General features: G+C 42.8%; 14 protein-coding genes. 3 read left to right on the top strand and 11 right to left on the bottom strand.

Features of this window, described 5'->3' with window-relative positions:
* Position 1 precedes the first annotated feature (1 nt).
* Entirely contained in the window at positions 2 to 808 is an 807-nt protein-coding gene (locus F3G91_RS07135; RefSeq protein WP_021088771.1) for a metal ABC transporter permease, read from the top strand.
* On the opposite strand, the gene F3G91_RS07140 is transcribed toward F3G91_RS07135, so the two are convergent.
* Genes F3G91_RS07140 through tig form a run of 11 tightly spaced genes read right to left on the bottom strand, consistent with a single transcriptional unit; the run spans position 789 to position 10,199 of the window.
* On the bottom strand, positions 789 to 2,120 hold the full coding sequence (locus F3G91_RS07140; RefSeq protein ID WP_149701125.1) for an MATE family efflux transporter: 1,332 nt from the start codon (positions 2,118 to 2,120) through the stop codon (positions 789 to 791). The two genes, F3G91_RS07135 and F3G91_RS07140, sit on opposite strands and share 20 nt — an antisense overlap.
* Before the next feature lie 12 nt (positions 2,121 to 2,132).
* The gene (locus tag F3G91_RS10265; protein ID WP_188116811.1) at positions 2,133 to 2,297 is read right to left on the bottom strand and encodes a VOC family protein; all 165 of its coding nucleotides are present in this window, start codon (positions 2,295 to 2,297) and stop codon (positions 2,133 to 2,135) included.
* A complete protein-coding gene (locus F3G91_RS07145) occupies positions 2,288 to 2,506 on the bottom strand; it encodes a VOC family protein (protein ID WP_052292721.1) in 219 nt (72 codons plus the stop codon). The genes F3G91_RS10265 and F3G91_RS07145 overlap by 10 nt, the downstream gene beginning before the upstream one ends.
* Positions 2,507 to 2,520: 14 nt before the next feature.
* Positions 2,521 to 3,246 (bottom strand): TerC family protein, encoded by a 726-nt coding sequence (locus F3G91_RS07150; protein WP_149701126.1) that lies wholly within the window; start codon positions 3,244 to 3,246, stop codon positions 2,521 to 2,523.
* Positions 3,239 to 3,826 carry a phosphoribosylglycinamide formyltransferase gene (purN, locus tag F3G91_RS07155; protein WP_149701127.1) on the bottom strand — a complete coding sequence of 196 codons (588 nt, stop codon included), beginning with the start codon at positions 3,824 to 3,826 and terminating at the stop codon, positions 3,239 to 3,241. Before purN ends, F3G91_RS07150 begins: the two co-directional genes overlap by 8 nt.
* Positions 3,808 to 5,211 (bottom strand): NAD(P)H-hydrate dehydratase, encoded by a 1,404-nt coding sequence (locus F3G91_RS07160; RefSeq protein ID WP_149701128.1) that lies wholly within the window; start codon positions 5,209 to 5,211, stop codon positions 3,808 to 3,810. The genes purN and F3G91_RS07160 overlap by 19 nt, the downstream gene beginning before the upstream one ends.
* A gap of 1 nt (position 5,212) precedes the next feature.
* Positions 5,213 to 6,718 (bottom strand): YifB family Mg chelatase-like AAA ATPase, encoded by a 1,506-nt coding sequence (locus F3G91_RS07165; RefSeq protein WP_149701129.1) that lies wholly within the window; start codon positions 6,716 to 6,718, stop codon positions 5,213 to 5,215.
* On the bottom strand, positions 6,715 to 7,233 hold the full coding sequence (gene def, locus F3G91_RS07170) for a peptide deformylase (protein ID WP_012001014.1): 519 nt from the start codon (positions 7,231 to 7,233) through the stop codon (positions 6,715 to 6,717). Before def ends, F3G91_RS07165 begins: the two co-directional genes overlap by 4 nt.
* 1 nt (position 7,234) lies before the next feature.
* Complete coding sequence (locus F3G91_RS07175; RefSeq protein WP_021088789.1) at positions 7,235 to 8,269, bottom strand: GGDEF domain-containing protein; 1,035 nt, start codon at positions 8,267 to 8,269, stop codon at positions 7,235 to 7,237.
* An 8-nt stretch (positions 8,270 to 8,277) separates the two neighbouring features.
* Positions 8,278 to 8,868 carry an ATP-dependent Clp endopeptidase proteolytic subunit ClpP gene (gene clpP / locus F3G91_RS07180; protein WP_009295070.1) on the bottom strand — a complete coding sequence of 197 codons (591 nt, stop codon included), beginning with the start codon at positions 8,866 to 8,868 and terminating at the stop codon, positions 8,278 to 8,280.
* On the bottom strand, positions 8,868 to 10,199 hold the full coding sequence (tig, locus tag F3G91_RS07185; RefSeq protein ID WP_149701130.1) for a trigger factor: 1,332 nt from the start codon (positions 10,197 to 10,199) through the stop codon (positions 8,868 to 8,870). The genes clpP and tig overlap by 1 nt, the downstream gene beginning before the upstream one ends.
* Positions 10,200 to 10,336: 137 nt before the next feature.
* On the opposite strand from tig, the gene folE reads away from it, so the two are divergent.
* Both folE and fliI read left to right on the top strand, forming a co-directional pair.
* Entirely contained in the window at positions 10,337 to 10,909 is a 573-nt protein-coding gene (gene folE, locus F3G91_RS07190) for a GTP cyclohydrolase I FolE (RefSeq protein ID WP_107945414.1), read from the top strand.
* Positions 10,906 to 12,213: a flagellar protein export ATPase FliI gene (gene fliI / locus F3G91_RS07195; RefSeq protein ID WP_004317323.1), complete on the top strand. Its 1,308-nt coding sequence runs from the start codon at positions 10,906 to 10,908 to the stop codon at positions 12,211 to 12,213. The genes folE and fliI overlap by 4 nt, the downstream gene beginning before the upstream one ends.
* Positions 12,214 to 13,219 lie beyond the last annotated feature (1,006 nt).

A 13,219-nucleotide genomic window follows, 5' to 3' on the forward strand; every position in this document is an offset into this window, starting at 1 on the left:
AATGAGTGAAATTTTAGAGTTAAATTTTATGCAAAATGCCTTTATTGCTAGCATTTTAGTAAGCATAATATGCGGCATGATAGGCTCGCTTGTGGTGATAAACAAGATGACCTTCATCGCTGGAGGCATCGCACACGGCGCGTATGGCGGCATAGGGCTTGCATTTTTCTTCTCACTTGAGCCGCTTTTTGGAGCGAGTATATTTTCACTATTTTTAGCGCTCATCATCGCCACGATCACGCTAAAAGATAAGACAAACATCGACTCTGTAATAGGCGCTATTTGGGCGATTGGCATGGCTATTGGCATTATATTTATCGATCTAACTCCTGGCTATAACGCTGATCTTATGAGCTATCTTTTTGGCTCGATACTTGCAGTTAGCGGCACAGATATCGCCTTTATGAGCGTTTTAGACCTCTTGTTTTTAGCTCTCATCGCGCTTTTTTACCGCCAGTTTGTGGCGATCAGCTTTGATGCGGAGTTTGCAAAACTTCGCGGGGTAAATACGACATTTTTTCACTATCTGCTAGTTTGTATGATGGCGCTTTGCGTGGTGGCTACGATCCGCGTGGTGGGGCTCATACTTGTCATCGCTCTACTTACCATACCGCCTTATATTGCTCAAATTTTTGCCAAAAGGCTGGGGCTAATGATGCTAATCTCAACTATTTTTTCTATCATCTTTTGCTTTATCGGGCTTGTGATCAGCTTTTATTTCAACCTCACAGGCGGAGCTAGCATCATCTTAGTCGCCTCGCTTTGCTTTTTTGCGTTTAGTTTTAAATTTAAAAGCTTGCGCTCGTAGCTCTTTTTAACCTAAAAAGCGTCCAAGCCAAAAAGCAAATCGCCGTAAAATAGACGCTAAAAAAGAGCGCTAGCCACATAAATTTGATCTCAAGCCCAAGCCAAAAGACTACCGCGTAAAAGAGCGAGCATTGAAGTACGAGCTGTCTAAAGCCATTTAGCAAAAAGATCGCCACTGGGCGTTTTATCGCTTGTAGCGTGCTGCCTGAGATGTTTATCGTGCCGTAAGCCATGTAAGCAAGTGAGTTGATGCCAAGGTAGAGCTTTGCCACTTCTAGCACGGCTGGCGTGCTGTCAAAGAGCTTGATCGCGCTCTCGCCAAAAAGCCTGATAAAGATGTAGGCAAAGGCGCAGTAGATGAGCAAAAAAAGAAGCGATAGTTTGTAACACTGCATCGCTCTTTGAAAGCTCTTAGCGCCGTAGTTTCTTGAGATGATGCTAAGCACTCCTGCTGCCATGCCGATGGTTGGAAGCACTAAAATTTGCTCGATCCTTAAGGCTATGCCATAACCTGCCACTGCATTGACACCGTAAAAGCTTACAAATTTTAAAAGCACGAGCGAGCCAAGTGACATTGAGAGGTAGTTTAGACAAGCTGGCAAGGCTTGCTTTAGTATCTTTGTCCAGACGGCGAAATTTGGCACGAAGTAGCCTAAATTTCTAGGCTCTATCATCTTGCTTTTTCTAACTTTAAAAAAGAGATAGATCATGCCTAAAAACTGCACGCTAGCCGTTGCTAGTGCAAGACCCTTTACTCCAAGCGCAAAGATAAAAGCAAAAAGATAGCAAAAAAATGCGTTGATAAAAAGGCCGCAAAATAGCCAGTTGCGGTAGCTTTTAGTATCGCCAAGTGCGACCAGTATGCCATTAAGTGATTTTATAAGCAAGAAAAATGGAGCTGCAAGAAAGATGACGCCAGCGTAGTCAAGTGCCTCATTGATGTAGTGATGATCAGCTCCTAAAATGACTAGTAAATTTGGTGCTAGTAAGTAGCCACAAAGCCCCATAAATAAGGCAAAAAGAAGCACAAAAACGATGCCATTTGCCGCATAAAGTTTAGCCATTTTTGGTTTGTTTGCGCCTAGGCTGTTGCCTATTAGCGCGGTGAGTGCCGAGCCAAAGCCAAGTCCGATGCCAACGACACTTAGGTAGAGTAAAAAGCTCATCGCCATGCCAGCAACTGCAAGGGTTGAAATTTTAGCGGCGAAAAATGTGCCAGTGACGTTGTAAAGCGTGTTAAACATCATGCCCACGCCAGCTGGCAGCGAGAGCGAGATGATTAGTTTATTTAGCGGGTCTTTTAGTAGGTCCAAGCTGCCTTCTTGTTAAATTTCATCTGGGCTAAGCTCTATTAAATTTTTGCCATAAATGTATAAATTTTTCATTGCTTTAAATGCTCCGTTTCGCCTAGCGACACCAAACTCGGGCTTTATATCTTTTGAAAGTAGCTCCAAGCGCACGTCCTCTATGTCATTTTTAGCTAAAAACATATATCAGCGCTACCCTTTGTTGGATGCTTTGCCGCAGGTAAAAACTCACCCTCAAACCTATGTAAATTTATCTTTTGTGAGCCAAAATTTAGGCTAATGTGACCGTCTTTCTGAGCTGGTCGCATGCCTAAAATGTCGCAGTAAAATTTAAGCGCCTCTTTAACGTCGCTTACGACTATAACGATGTGATCTAAATTTTTTATCTGCATTTTGGCTCACATTTTTATTTTTGCTCTCTTGATGCCCTTTTTCTAGCGTAGATATTTAGGCACTCAACCACTAGCGAGAAGCCCATCGCAAAGTAGATGTAGCCTTTTGGCACATGCACGCCAAAGCCGTCAAGTATGAGCGCAAAGCCAACTAGCACTAGAAATGCTAGCGCTAGCATTTTTATGGTTGGGTTGTTATCGACAAATTCTGAGATCGCCTTTGAGGCAAACATCATCACGCCAACTGCGATGATGACGGCAAGTATCATGATATCGATGTGCTGAGCCATGCCAACTGCGGTGATAACGCTATCGAGCGAAAAGACTATGTCTAAAATCCCTATCTCAAGGATAGTCGCAAAAAATCCTGGATGAGACTTGCTCTCGTGAGCCTCCTCATGCTTGCCAGTGACGTTTGCGTGGATCTCCATTGAGGATTTTACTATCAAAAATAGACCGCCTATTATGAGCACTAGATCGCGTCCAGTGATGCTAAGTTCACCTATGCTAAAGAGCGGCTTTGTAAGCTTCATGATCCAAAATAGCGAAAGTAGCAGGATGATTCTAGTGATCATCGCAAAGCCAAGCCCTAAAATGCGGCCTTTGCCCCTTTGCTCTGGTGGCAGTTTGCCTACTAAAATAGCGATAAATATGATGTTATCTATGCCTAAAACTATCTCCAAGCCAGTTAGCGTAAGTAGCGATATCCACGCCTCTGGCGAACTCAACCATTCAAACATTTACTTCCTTTGTTAAAATTTTTATTATGCTATCAGGCAAAATTTCATGCTCTATGTCGTGAATTTTAGCCTCCCACTCATCTAAACTCATGCCATCCTCGCGCTCAAATGCTCTTTGCGCGATCAGTTTGCCCCCATCAAGCTCCTCACTCACATAATGCACGCTCACACCGCCTATCATCATGTCGCTCTCAAAGCTCTCCTTTATCGCATGTGCGCCCTTAAAAAGCGGCAGGATAGATGGGTGAAGGTTTATGGCTTTGACCTGCGTTGTAAAAACTGGCGTTAGTATCCTCATGAAGCCTGCAAGCACCGTTAGATCTGCCCCACTTTTTAAAATTTGCTCCACCAAAACAGCGTCAAATTCCTCACGTTTGTCAAATTTAGCGCTTTCTATTATCGTCGTTTCAAGCCCAAATTTTTTAGCTCGCTCGATGCCAAATGCACCTGGCTTGTTGCAGATACAAAGGCAAACTTCGATCTTTACACCGTTAAAAATTTGATTATGAACTTTTTTAAGTATCGCTTCTAAATTTGAGCCACTGCCGCTAAAAAGTACGGCTATCTTTTTCGTAAGCATTTTACTCCTTTGATGATGTCTGTTGGCTCCAGCGCGTAGCTGTTTTTGTCAAAATTTCTAAGGCTAAGCGCATGAGCTAAAGTGGCTGAGATGGCAGCATTTAGTGGCTCATAGCCTTGAGCCAAAAGCGCTAGTACAAGACCGCTTAGCACGTCGCCGCTACCGCCTTTTGCAAGCGCGCTTTTACCATAAGGCATGACGTAAATTTGCCCCTCTTTGGCGATTATAGTGTTTGCCCCTTTTAGCACAAGAACAGCCTCAAATTTCTCGCTCCAAGCCCTCGCGTAAGCGTATCTGTTTTCTTGTAAAGTTTGCACATCTATATCGGCCATTTTGCAAATTTTTAAAAGCGAGCAAAACTCCTTTGGATGAGGTGTCAAGACGCAGTTTTTGTTTAACAGCTCAAGCACTTTTGGGCTGTAAAAGATATCGGCGTCAAGCACAAGCTTTTTGCCCTTTAAAATTTGCACCTCAAGCTCTTCTATACCCTTTTTGCCAAGCCCCATACCAAGGGCTCCAGCGTTCATTTTCTCGCTTATCTTGCTAGCTTGCATGATGTGCGTTGGTAAATTTAAACCTTGCTCGCCTATCACGCTAACTAGCCCAGCCCCAAAGGCAAATGCCGCCTTTGCGCAAAGCTTGCTAGCTCCTATGTGCTCGCCAGATATGATAAATGCGTGGCCAAAGTCGCCCTTATTTACGCACTGATTTTTTCTATTTGGAAGCATGAGATCGCGTTTTTCAAGCAGGTGATAGTCACTCTCATACTCGTAGTTTTGCGCGCTTATGCCAAGTGTGGCGAGCTTTATCTTGCCCACGTAGTCTTTTGCTGCGTCACTATAAAGCCCTAGCTTTCTAGCTCCCATCGTGATAGTAGCGTCTGCTTTTACGCAAGCGCCAAGCACCTTACCCTCGCTACTTAGCCCGCTTGGCATATCGCAAGCGATGATGTAAGCATGGCTAGCGTTTATTTCTGAGATTAACTCTATGTGCTTTTCGTCTAAATTTCTATTTAGCCCTGAGCCAAAAAGCCCGTCTATGACACACTTTGCGCCATTTAAGCTATTTTCTGCGTCTTTGCTCTCTCGCACGCCAGCAAATTTAGCACGTTCGAGCTGCTTGGTGGCTAGTGGCTTTAAGCTTTGGCTAGCTAGGATAAATTCACACTCATACTCGCCCTCTAGCATCCTTAAAGCGCAAAGCACGTCAGCGCCGTTGTTTCCGCCACCGCAAATGCCAAGCACTCTCTCGTCTTTTTTAAATTTCTTGCGTATGAAATTTGCTATGGCTGCGGCTGCATTTTCCATTAAAAGCTCTTCGCTAAGGTCAAATTTCTTGCTTGCTCGCTCGTCTAAAATTCTCGTGTCTAAATATAAATTTTTCATTCTATGCCCTAAAACTAAGCGCCTCTAGGATATGGGGCTTTAAAATTTGCTCACTCTCATCAAGATCGGCTATGCTTCTAGCCACTCTAAGCGTCCTTTTTATGCCCCTTTGAGAGAGGTTATACTTCGTGGCGGCCTTTTGTAAAATCTCACTCGCCTCGGCGTTTAACGTGCAAAAATTAACCACCTGCGCGTCATTTAGCTTGCCATTTAGCTCATCTTGACCACGCTTTTTTTGAAAGATAAAGGCTTTTAAAACCATCTCGCTCATCTGCTGTGAGCTTAAACTTGCCTTGTCATCTGGCGAGCTCTCATCCATCGCGACTTTTAAGTCTATGCGGTCAAGCACTGGGGCAGAAATTTTGGCTTTGTAGTTTTTTATCTCATTTTCGCTGCATTTGCAGTTTAGGTTGCGAGAAAACAAATTCCCACAAGGGCAGGGATTTTGAGCGGCTACGAAGATAAATTTAGTCTCGTAAGTCACTTTTGAATTTACCCTTGCGATGTGGATTTGATTGTCCTCTAGCGGCTCTCTGAGGCTTTCTATCACCTGTTTAGAAAAGTGTGGAAACTCGTCAAAAAATAGCACTCCGCCATTTGCAAGTGCGATCTCGCCGATCTTTGCGACGTTTGAGCCTCCGCCAAAGATCGAGCTTTTTGTCGAGGTGTGGTGTGGCGAGCGAAAGGCTCTAGTGCTTGTAAATTCGCTATCTTGCAGGTTTAGCGAGCGGTAGGCTGCGGACTTTAGCACCTCTTCTAGGCTTTGTGGCGCCATTATATAGACGAGGCGTTTTGCGCACATGCTCTTGCCGCTGCCTGGGCTACCTTCAAATAAGATATTGTGCATGCCAACGGCTGCGATGACGCAGGCTCTTTTGGCTCTTTCTTGACCCAAGACGTCCTTAAAATCAAGCTCGAAGTTTAAATTTGGAACATATCTTTTTCCAGAAATTTCTATCACATTTGAAAATAACTCGTGTGTGGCGCTAAAATGCGTGCTTTTAGCAAATTCTGCGTCGCTAAAAAACTTTATCGCCTCTTCTAGTGTGCTAACGCCATAAACCTCTAAATTTGGTATCATCGAAGCTTTTGCCGCTATCTCACTAGGCACTAAAATTTTTGCCTTTTGCACCTGCGTGCTTAAAAAGAGTAGGATTGAGAACAAATTTGCCGTGCTTTTTACACTGCCATCAAGTCCAAGCTCTCCAAAAACAAAAATTTTCTCCAAGCTTTTTGCCTTTTGAAGAGCGATTAAAAGGGCGATACTTAGATCGAAGTGTGAGCCACTTTTTGGCAGGTCTGAGGGGGATAAATTTATGGTTATTTTTTGCGCTGGAAAGGCAAAGTCAAGCGCCAAAAGTGCCGCCTTTACGCGCTCTGTGCTCTCTTTGATGCTGGTGCTTGCAAGACCCACGATGCTAAAGCCAGGAAGCCCACGAGAAAAGATCGACTCAACATCAATGATCTTTAGTCCGTCGCCGTAAGTAGCACATTTTAAGGACTTCATGATGTCTTTTCTTTTTTCTGCTTTTTGTATTCCTTGTCGAATTTTTTGCGTTTGTTAAAGCCTATTTTTTCTATAAAAAGATGTCCGTCTAGGTGGTCATTTTCATGCTGGATGGCGATCGCTAGTAGCCCATCAGTCTTTAAGGTCTGCTCCTTGCCAAAGCGGTCTTGAAATTTGATAGCAACTACCTCGCTTCTTTTAACATCCTCGTAGTAGCCAGGCACGCTAAGGCAGCCCTCTTGATAGACGCACTCACCCTCACGTAGCTCAAATTTTGGGTTTATGATCTCGATTAAATTTTCTTTATCTTGCACACCCTCTTCGTTGGCTAAATTTATGATGAAAATTCTCTTTGCAACGCCTATTTGTATGGCCGCAAGACCGATGCCTTCTTTTGCGATCATCGTCTCATACATATCATCAAGAAGTTTGTGAAGCTTCTCATCGAAAACCTCAACCTCTTTTGAAATTTCATAAAGTTTTTTATTTGGATAGGATAAAACTTCTAGGATCAAACTAATTCTCTGCTTTCTCGTCTAAAAATAGCGGCTCATTTAGATCTTGGTTGGTCTCTAGCTTGTCAAGCGCGTGAGAGAGCAGCTCTTCGGTGCTCTTTGTCTTTGAGATCATGCTTGAGACGATCTGCACGTCTAGTTTGCACTCTTCGTTGTCGATCTTCCAAGGCATAGATGAGAGCATGTTTAAAATTCTCGCGCACGCTTGCTTTGTGCCATTTTCATCGGTGTATTTCATCACCATAGCAAAGCAGCCATCGCCGTAGTGTGCGACTATATCGCTTCTACGTGAAGTCCTTAAAAGAAGCTGCGACATGCTTTTAAACATATTGTTTCGCTCTTTTAAATTTTTAACGCGGTTTGCAAATTTATCTTTTATCTTGACTAGCAAAAATGAGGCATTATAGCCGTAGCGCCTAACAGACTCGATCTCGCTGCTTATGGTCGCTACTAGAAATTTCTTGTTATAGACCTCGTATGTTGTGTCGTAGATCGACTGCTCTTCGATCGCCTTAAACATCTTGCCAACCTCTTCGTAGCTCATCTTGATGACGTCAAGATGCTTGTCCATGAGGTCGTTTAGCTTGATTAGGTCCTGGTTAAAGGCGCTTAAAACGTTTTGAAGCGCAAGGACGTTTGTGTTGTTTTTAAGCCCATCCATACGCTTTTGCACTAGGCCTCTCATAACGCCTAAATTTTTATAGATGAGCACGACTGCTTGAAGCATGCTCTTTATCTGGATAAAGCCTTGTTTTACCTCTTTTTCGATAGAGATATTGCCATTTGTCGGCACTGAGCTTTCAGAATTTGCCACGATGATATCGCCGATCTCTTTTCTAAACTCATCTGACTGCCCATCAAGCATCTTTTCAAAGTAGATAGAGTAGTTTGTCGGCGTAGATGGGACGTTGTCGTCGCTTAGCTCGTGCAAAACGTCCTCTGAAAATTTATAGATATTTACCTTTTCTTTTTTGACAGCTGGTTTTGCTTCAGCTGCTTTTCTTTTTGGATCTGGTGCGTTATCTATCTTTATCACTTTGGGCCTTATTTAAAACTTTTCTCCAAAATTTTATCGACAAGTCCGTACTCTTTAGCTTCAGCTGAGCTCATAAAGAAGTCGCGCTCAGTATCTTTTACGATCTTGCTTAGTTTTTGACCTGTATTTTTTGCCAAAATTCCATTTAAAATTTCTTTCAAACGTAAAATTTCGCGAGCTTGTATCTCGATATCAGTCGCTTGTCCTCTAGCACCGCCAAGTGGTTGGTGTATCATGATACGTGAATTTGGCAGAGCATATCTCTTGCCAGGTGTGCCACAGCTTAGTAAAAATGCACCCATACTAGCAGCCTGACCGATGCAGATAGTGCAAACATCTGGCTTTATGTAGTTCATCGTGTCATAGATGCTAAAGCCACTTGTTATCACGCCGCCTGGTGAGTTTATATAAAGGTAGATATCTTTATCTGGATCCTCAGCCTCTAAAAATAGCAGCTGAGCAACGATAGAAGCGGCCATGCCGTCCTCTATCTCGCCACTTAGCATAACGATCCTGTCTTTTAAAAGACGGGAGTATATATCATAGCTTCGCTCACCTCTACTAGTTCTTTCAACTACGACAGGAACGTAATAGCTCATTACTCAGCCTTCTCTTTTTTGCTTGCTTTTTTCTCGTCTTTTTCTTTGTTGAAAAGCTCGCTAAATAGCTTCTCTTCGATCATCGACATCTTTATAGCTGGGAGCATGCCTTGGTTGCGGTACATCTCAAGGTGCGCTTTTGGATCTTGACCGCTTCTATACGCCTCAAAATAGATCGCTTGAACGACCTCTTGATCACTCACTTTCACGCCTCTTACGCGAGCTAGCTCATCTATGATGAAAGTTAGGCGAACGCTATTTTCAGCGTCTTTTCTATATTCATCACGTTTTTTAGCTAGAGCGTCTTTGTCCTCTCTAAATTTCTTCATATCATCTGGAGTAAATGAGCTCCATGCGTTTCTAAACTGCATATCGATCTCTTGCTCGACGATATTTTTTGGCACGTCAAATTTAAATTTCTCAACCGCAGCTTCAGCAAATTTTGGTTTTAGCTCTTCGTTTATAAGCTTATAAATTTTCTCTTGGCGAATTTGCTCTTTTATGCGCTCTTCAAGTAGCTCTTCAGTTGGTTTTTCTTCATTTGGAAGGATAGTTTTTAGCATCTCTTCGTCTAGTTTTTCAGGGATCTTTCTCTCTTGAATTTCATGAAGTTTGACTTTAAAAACGGCATCTTTGCCAGCTAAATGTGCAGCGCCATAGTTTTCTGGGAATTTAACCTCGATATCTTTTTCGCCGCCAACTTTTATGCCTACCATGCCATCTTCAAAGCCTGGGATGAATTGATTTGAGCCGATCTCAAGCACGTAGTTTTCAGCCTTGCCACCTTCAAATGCAACGCCATCAACAAAGCCCTCAAAGTCAAATTTAGCAAAATCGCCAACTTTTAGGCCTCTTTTGCTCTCTACTTTTTCAAGTGGAGCTATCATTTTTAGAAGTTCAGCTTTTTTCTCATCGATATCTTTTTTCAAAACGCGTGGGTTTGAAAACTCTGGTATTAAGCTCTCATAGCCGCTCACATCGACACTTGGCTTAAATGAAACTGTTAGCTCAACGTCGATCTTGTCATCTTTTCTGTCAAATTTTGAAACGATAGGCTCGCCGATAAGGTCGTCATTTTTCTTGCCTGCTTTTTTGATAGCCTCTTCGACTACATCTCTTAAGACATCTTGCTCAGCGTCATTTGTTAGCTCTTTCTCGTAGCGTTTTAGCACGACAGCGACTGGCACATGGCCTTGTCTAAAGCCATCTACTTTCATAGTTTTTGCTGCTTTTTTTGCTAGTTTTTCTACGCTAGACTTTATAGCATCTGCACTTATGGTTGTGCTTGCTAGGGTATTTACGCTATCTAGAGCTTTGATTTTGATTTCCATCGAATTCCTTTATGAATACAAATTTTTAGCCCAAAATATAGCAGAATTTTCCTTATTTCATTGTAAATTTGTAAATTTTTATAGATATAAAAGGCGTTTTAACGTAGAATTTGGCGATAAAATTACGGAGAAAATTTATGCAAGAGAGTTTTGAAAATTCAGTTAAAAATATGCTAACTATCATCGGCGAAGATCCAAACAGAGAGGGGCTTATTAAAACCCCTGAGCGCGTTTATAAAGCTTTTAAATTTCTAACTAGCGGATACGATCAGGACCCAAAAGAAGTCCTTGGTGACGCTCTTTTTACTAGCTCAAACAACGAGATGGTTTTAATGCGAAACATCGAGTTTTACAGCCTTTGCGAGCACCATTTGCTACCTATTATCGGCCGCGTGCATGTGGCCTACATTCCAAATGGCAAGGTTGTTGGCCTTAGTAAAATTCCACGCATGGTAAATATCTACGCCAGACGCTTGCAAATTCAAGAGCAGATGACCGAGCAGATCGCAAAGGCACTTGAGGAGGTTATCGCTCCAAAAGGCGTTGGTGTCGTAGTTGAGGCAAGGCATATGTGCGTTGAGATGAGGGGTGTGGAGAAGATAAACTCGACTACTACGACCTCTGCGCTTAGGGGCTGCTTTATCAAAAACGCAGACACAAGGCGGGAGTTTTTCTCGCTGATAAATTCGCCTAGGGAAACGCATTTTTGAGTTTAGAGCGCATAAATTCAAGGCTTAAAGAGGGCGTGAAGCTCTCAAATACTTTTGGCGTCATCACAAAGATCACAGCTACTACGATAGAGATCACCGGACTTCGCCCAAGTATCGGCGACATCGTGCGCATAGTGGCAAAAGACAAGAGCAAAAACGGCCTTGGCATGGTCACGCAGATAAAGACAGACGGCGCTTATATTAGCCCATTTGGCTTTGTCGAGGGCTTTAGGATAGGCGACTTTGTCTATGAGAGTGATCAGGGTATGAGCATACCAGTGGGGCCAAATTTGCTAGGCCGCGTGGTCGATCCATTTATGAAGCCCATTGACGGCAAAGGGGCGATTGATACGACTGAATATATGCCGATCATGAGAGCGCCCATAGATGCGATGAAAAGGGGGCTTATAAACGAGCCTTTTAGTGTTGGCATAAAGACGATAGATGGGCTGCTTACTTGTGGTAAGGGGCAAAAGCTGGGAATTTTCGCAGGATCTGGCGTGGGCAAATCAACCCTCATGGGCATGATCGTAAAAAATACGCTAGCCCCCATAAAAGTAGTCGCGCTAATAGGCGAGCGTGGCCGCGAGGTGCCAGAATTTATCGAAAAAAACCTAGGCGGCGACCTAGAGGGCACGGTCATCATCGTAGCGACAAGTGACGATAGCTCACTCATGCGAAAATACGGCGCCTTTTGTGCTATGAGCGTGGCTGAATACTTCAAACAGCAGGGCAACGACGTGCTTTTCATCATGGATAGCGTTACGCGTTTTGCGATGGCACAGCGTGAGATCGGCCTTGCGCTTGGCGAGCCACCGACCTCAAAAGGCTATCCGCCAAGCTCGCTCACACTCTTGCCACAGCTGATGGAGCGCGCGGGCAAAGAGGAGGGCAAGGGCAGTATCACGGCGTTTTTCACCGTGCTAGTCGAGGGCGATGATATGAGCGACCCGATAGCTGACCAAAGCCGCTCTATCCTAGACGGCCACATCGTGCTAAGCCGCGAGCTAACGGACTTTGGCATCTACCCACCTATCAATATCCAAAACTCGGCCTCGCGTGTCATGGGCGACGTGATCGGCAAAGAGCACAAGCTAAATGCGATGAAATTTAAGCGACTTTACTCGCTTTTAAAAGAAAATGAGGTCCTGCTTCGCATCGGCGCATATCAAAAGGGCAGCGACAAGGAGCTTGACCTTGCGATATCTAAGAAAGAATTTATGGAGAGCTTCTTAAAGCAAAGCTCAGAAGAGGCCTTTGCGCTTGAAGAGGTCGAAGAGCTGCTTGATAAGATCAATCAGTAAAATTCTATATAAATTTGACTACTAAAATTTCATAGCCTTTTAAATTTATTATTAAAAAGATCGGTAAATTTACTTTTTGGTTCGAAAAGTGATGTTGCAAAAGTCGCGGAAGCGTGTTTGAAATTTACTGTTTTTTTTGGGGTTAAATTTCATGGAGCGGGCGACTTTTGTATTAGGAAAAATGATAAAACGTTATAAAAAAGCACTCACGCCCACGCTTCACACGGCGGATAAAATTTAAAATTTTGGCTTTTTAATAAAAATGCAATAGTAAATTTGAAGCTGTGAGCTAAATTTACATTAGGCGGTTATGAGTGCATTTATCATGCTTGTGGTTTTTGCAAATTTACATAGATAAAAACAAAATTTAATGCAAAAGCATACGCAACTAGAGATATGCACTTTGCACGCTTGATGTTTAAGGCAGAGTGGATAAATTTCAAAATTTTGGATTTTTGAAAAATGATTGTTTGCAAAAGGACGCTGTAATAAATTTAAGGCAAGTGAGTTAAATTTATGCAAAAAACCTATGGATGGGTATTTATCCTGCCGTGTTTTTGCCAAAATTTAATTGTAAAAAATTCCACGTTTAGTTTGGCAAGTACCGATGTTTTAGACTTTGCTTTGTGACGCAAAGCGTATATTTAAAAAAGCACAAGAGCAAAACCTCTTTTTACTTTGCCAAAGATCGAATTCGCTTCGCCTTTTCTATAAATTTTTAGTGGTAGTCTTCGTGTAAATTTGACTATAAAGGCAAATTTGATATTCGCGCTTTTGTTTTTGTGGTAGTGTAAAGCCTACAACATACTTTAGAAAAATCCAAGAGCAAAATTTATCTTTTCATTCTCATCAAAGCTCAAATTTAGCTCACTTTCCCTGTCGCTTCTAAGGACATGTTCCGCATAAAAACAAAATTTAACACTCTCGGCACTTGTCTGTATTTTTTATCGCCAAAGCCTAAATTTAACTCGTGTTTTCCGTGATTTTAGCAGCGAAGCTCGTCTAA

The organism is Campylobacter concisus (assembly GCF_902460715.1).
In the GTDB taxonomy this organism is placed as follows: domain Bacteria; phylum Campylobacterota; class Campylobacteria; order Campylobacterales; family Campylobacteraceae; genus Campylobacter_A; species Campylobacter_A concisus_AK.

Bases quoted from the DNA above. Each gene is read 5' to 3' on its own strand.
- F3G91_RS07135 (WP_021088771.1), top strand. From the start codon at position 2: ATGAGTGAAATTTTAGAGTTAAATTTTATGCAAAATGCCTTTATTGCT.
- F3G91_RS10265 (WP_188116811.1), bottom strand. From the start codon at position 2,297: ATGTTTTTAGCTAAAAATGACATAGAGGACGTGCGCTTGGAGCTACTT.
- F3G91_RS07145 (WP_052292721.1), bottom strand. From the start codon at position 2,506: ATGCAGATAAAAAATTTAGATCACATCGTTATAGTCGTAAGCGACGTT.
- F3G91_RS07150 (WP_149701126.1), bottom strand. From the start codon at position 3,246: ATGTTTGAATGGTTGAGTTCGCCAGAGGCGTGGATATCGCTACTTACG.
- purN (WP_149701127.1), bottom strand. From the start codon at position 3,826: ATGCTTACGAAAAAGATAGCCGTACTTTTTAGCGGCAGTGGCTCAAAT.
- F3G91_RS07160 (WP_149701128.1), bottom strand. From the start codon at position 5,211: ATGAAAAATTTATATTTAGACACGAGAATTTTAGACGAGCGAGCAAGC.
- F3G91_RS07165 (WP_149701129.1), bottom strand. From the start codon at position 6,718: ATGAAGTCCTTAAAATGTGCTACTTACGGCGACGGACTAAAGATCATT.
- clpP (WP_009295070.1), bottom strand. From the start codon at position 8,868: ATGAGCTATTACGTTCCTGTCGTAGTTGAAAGAACTAGTAGAGGTGAG.
- tig (WP_149701130.1), bottom strand. From the start codon at position 10,199: ATGGAAATCAAAATCAAAGCTCTAGATAGCGTAAATACCCTAGCAAGC.
- folE (WP_107945414.1), top strand. From the start codon at position 10,337: ATGCAAGAGAGTTTTGAAAATTCAGTTAAAAATATGCTAACTATCATC.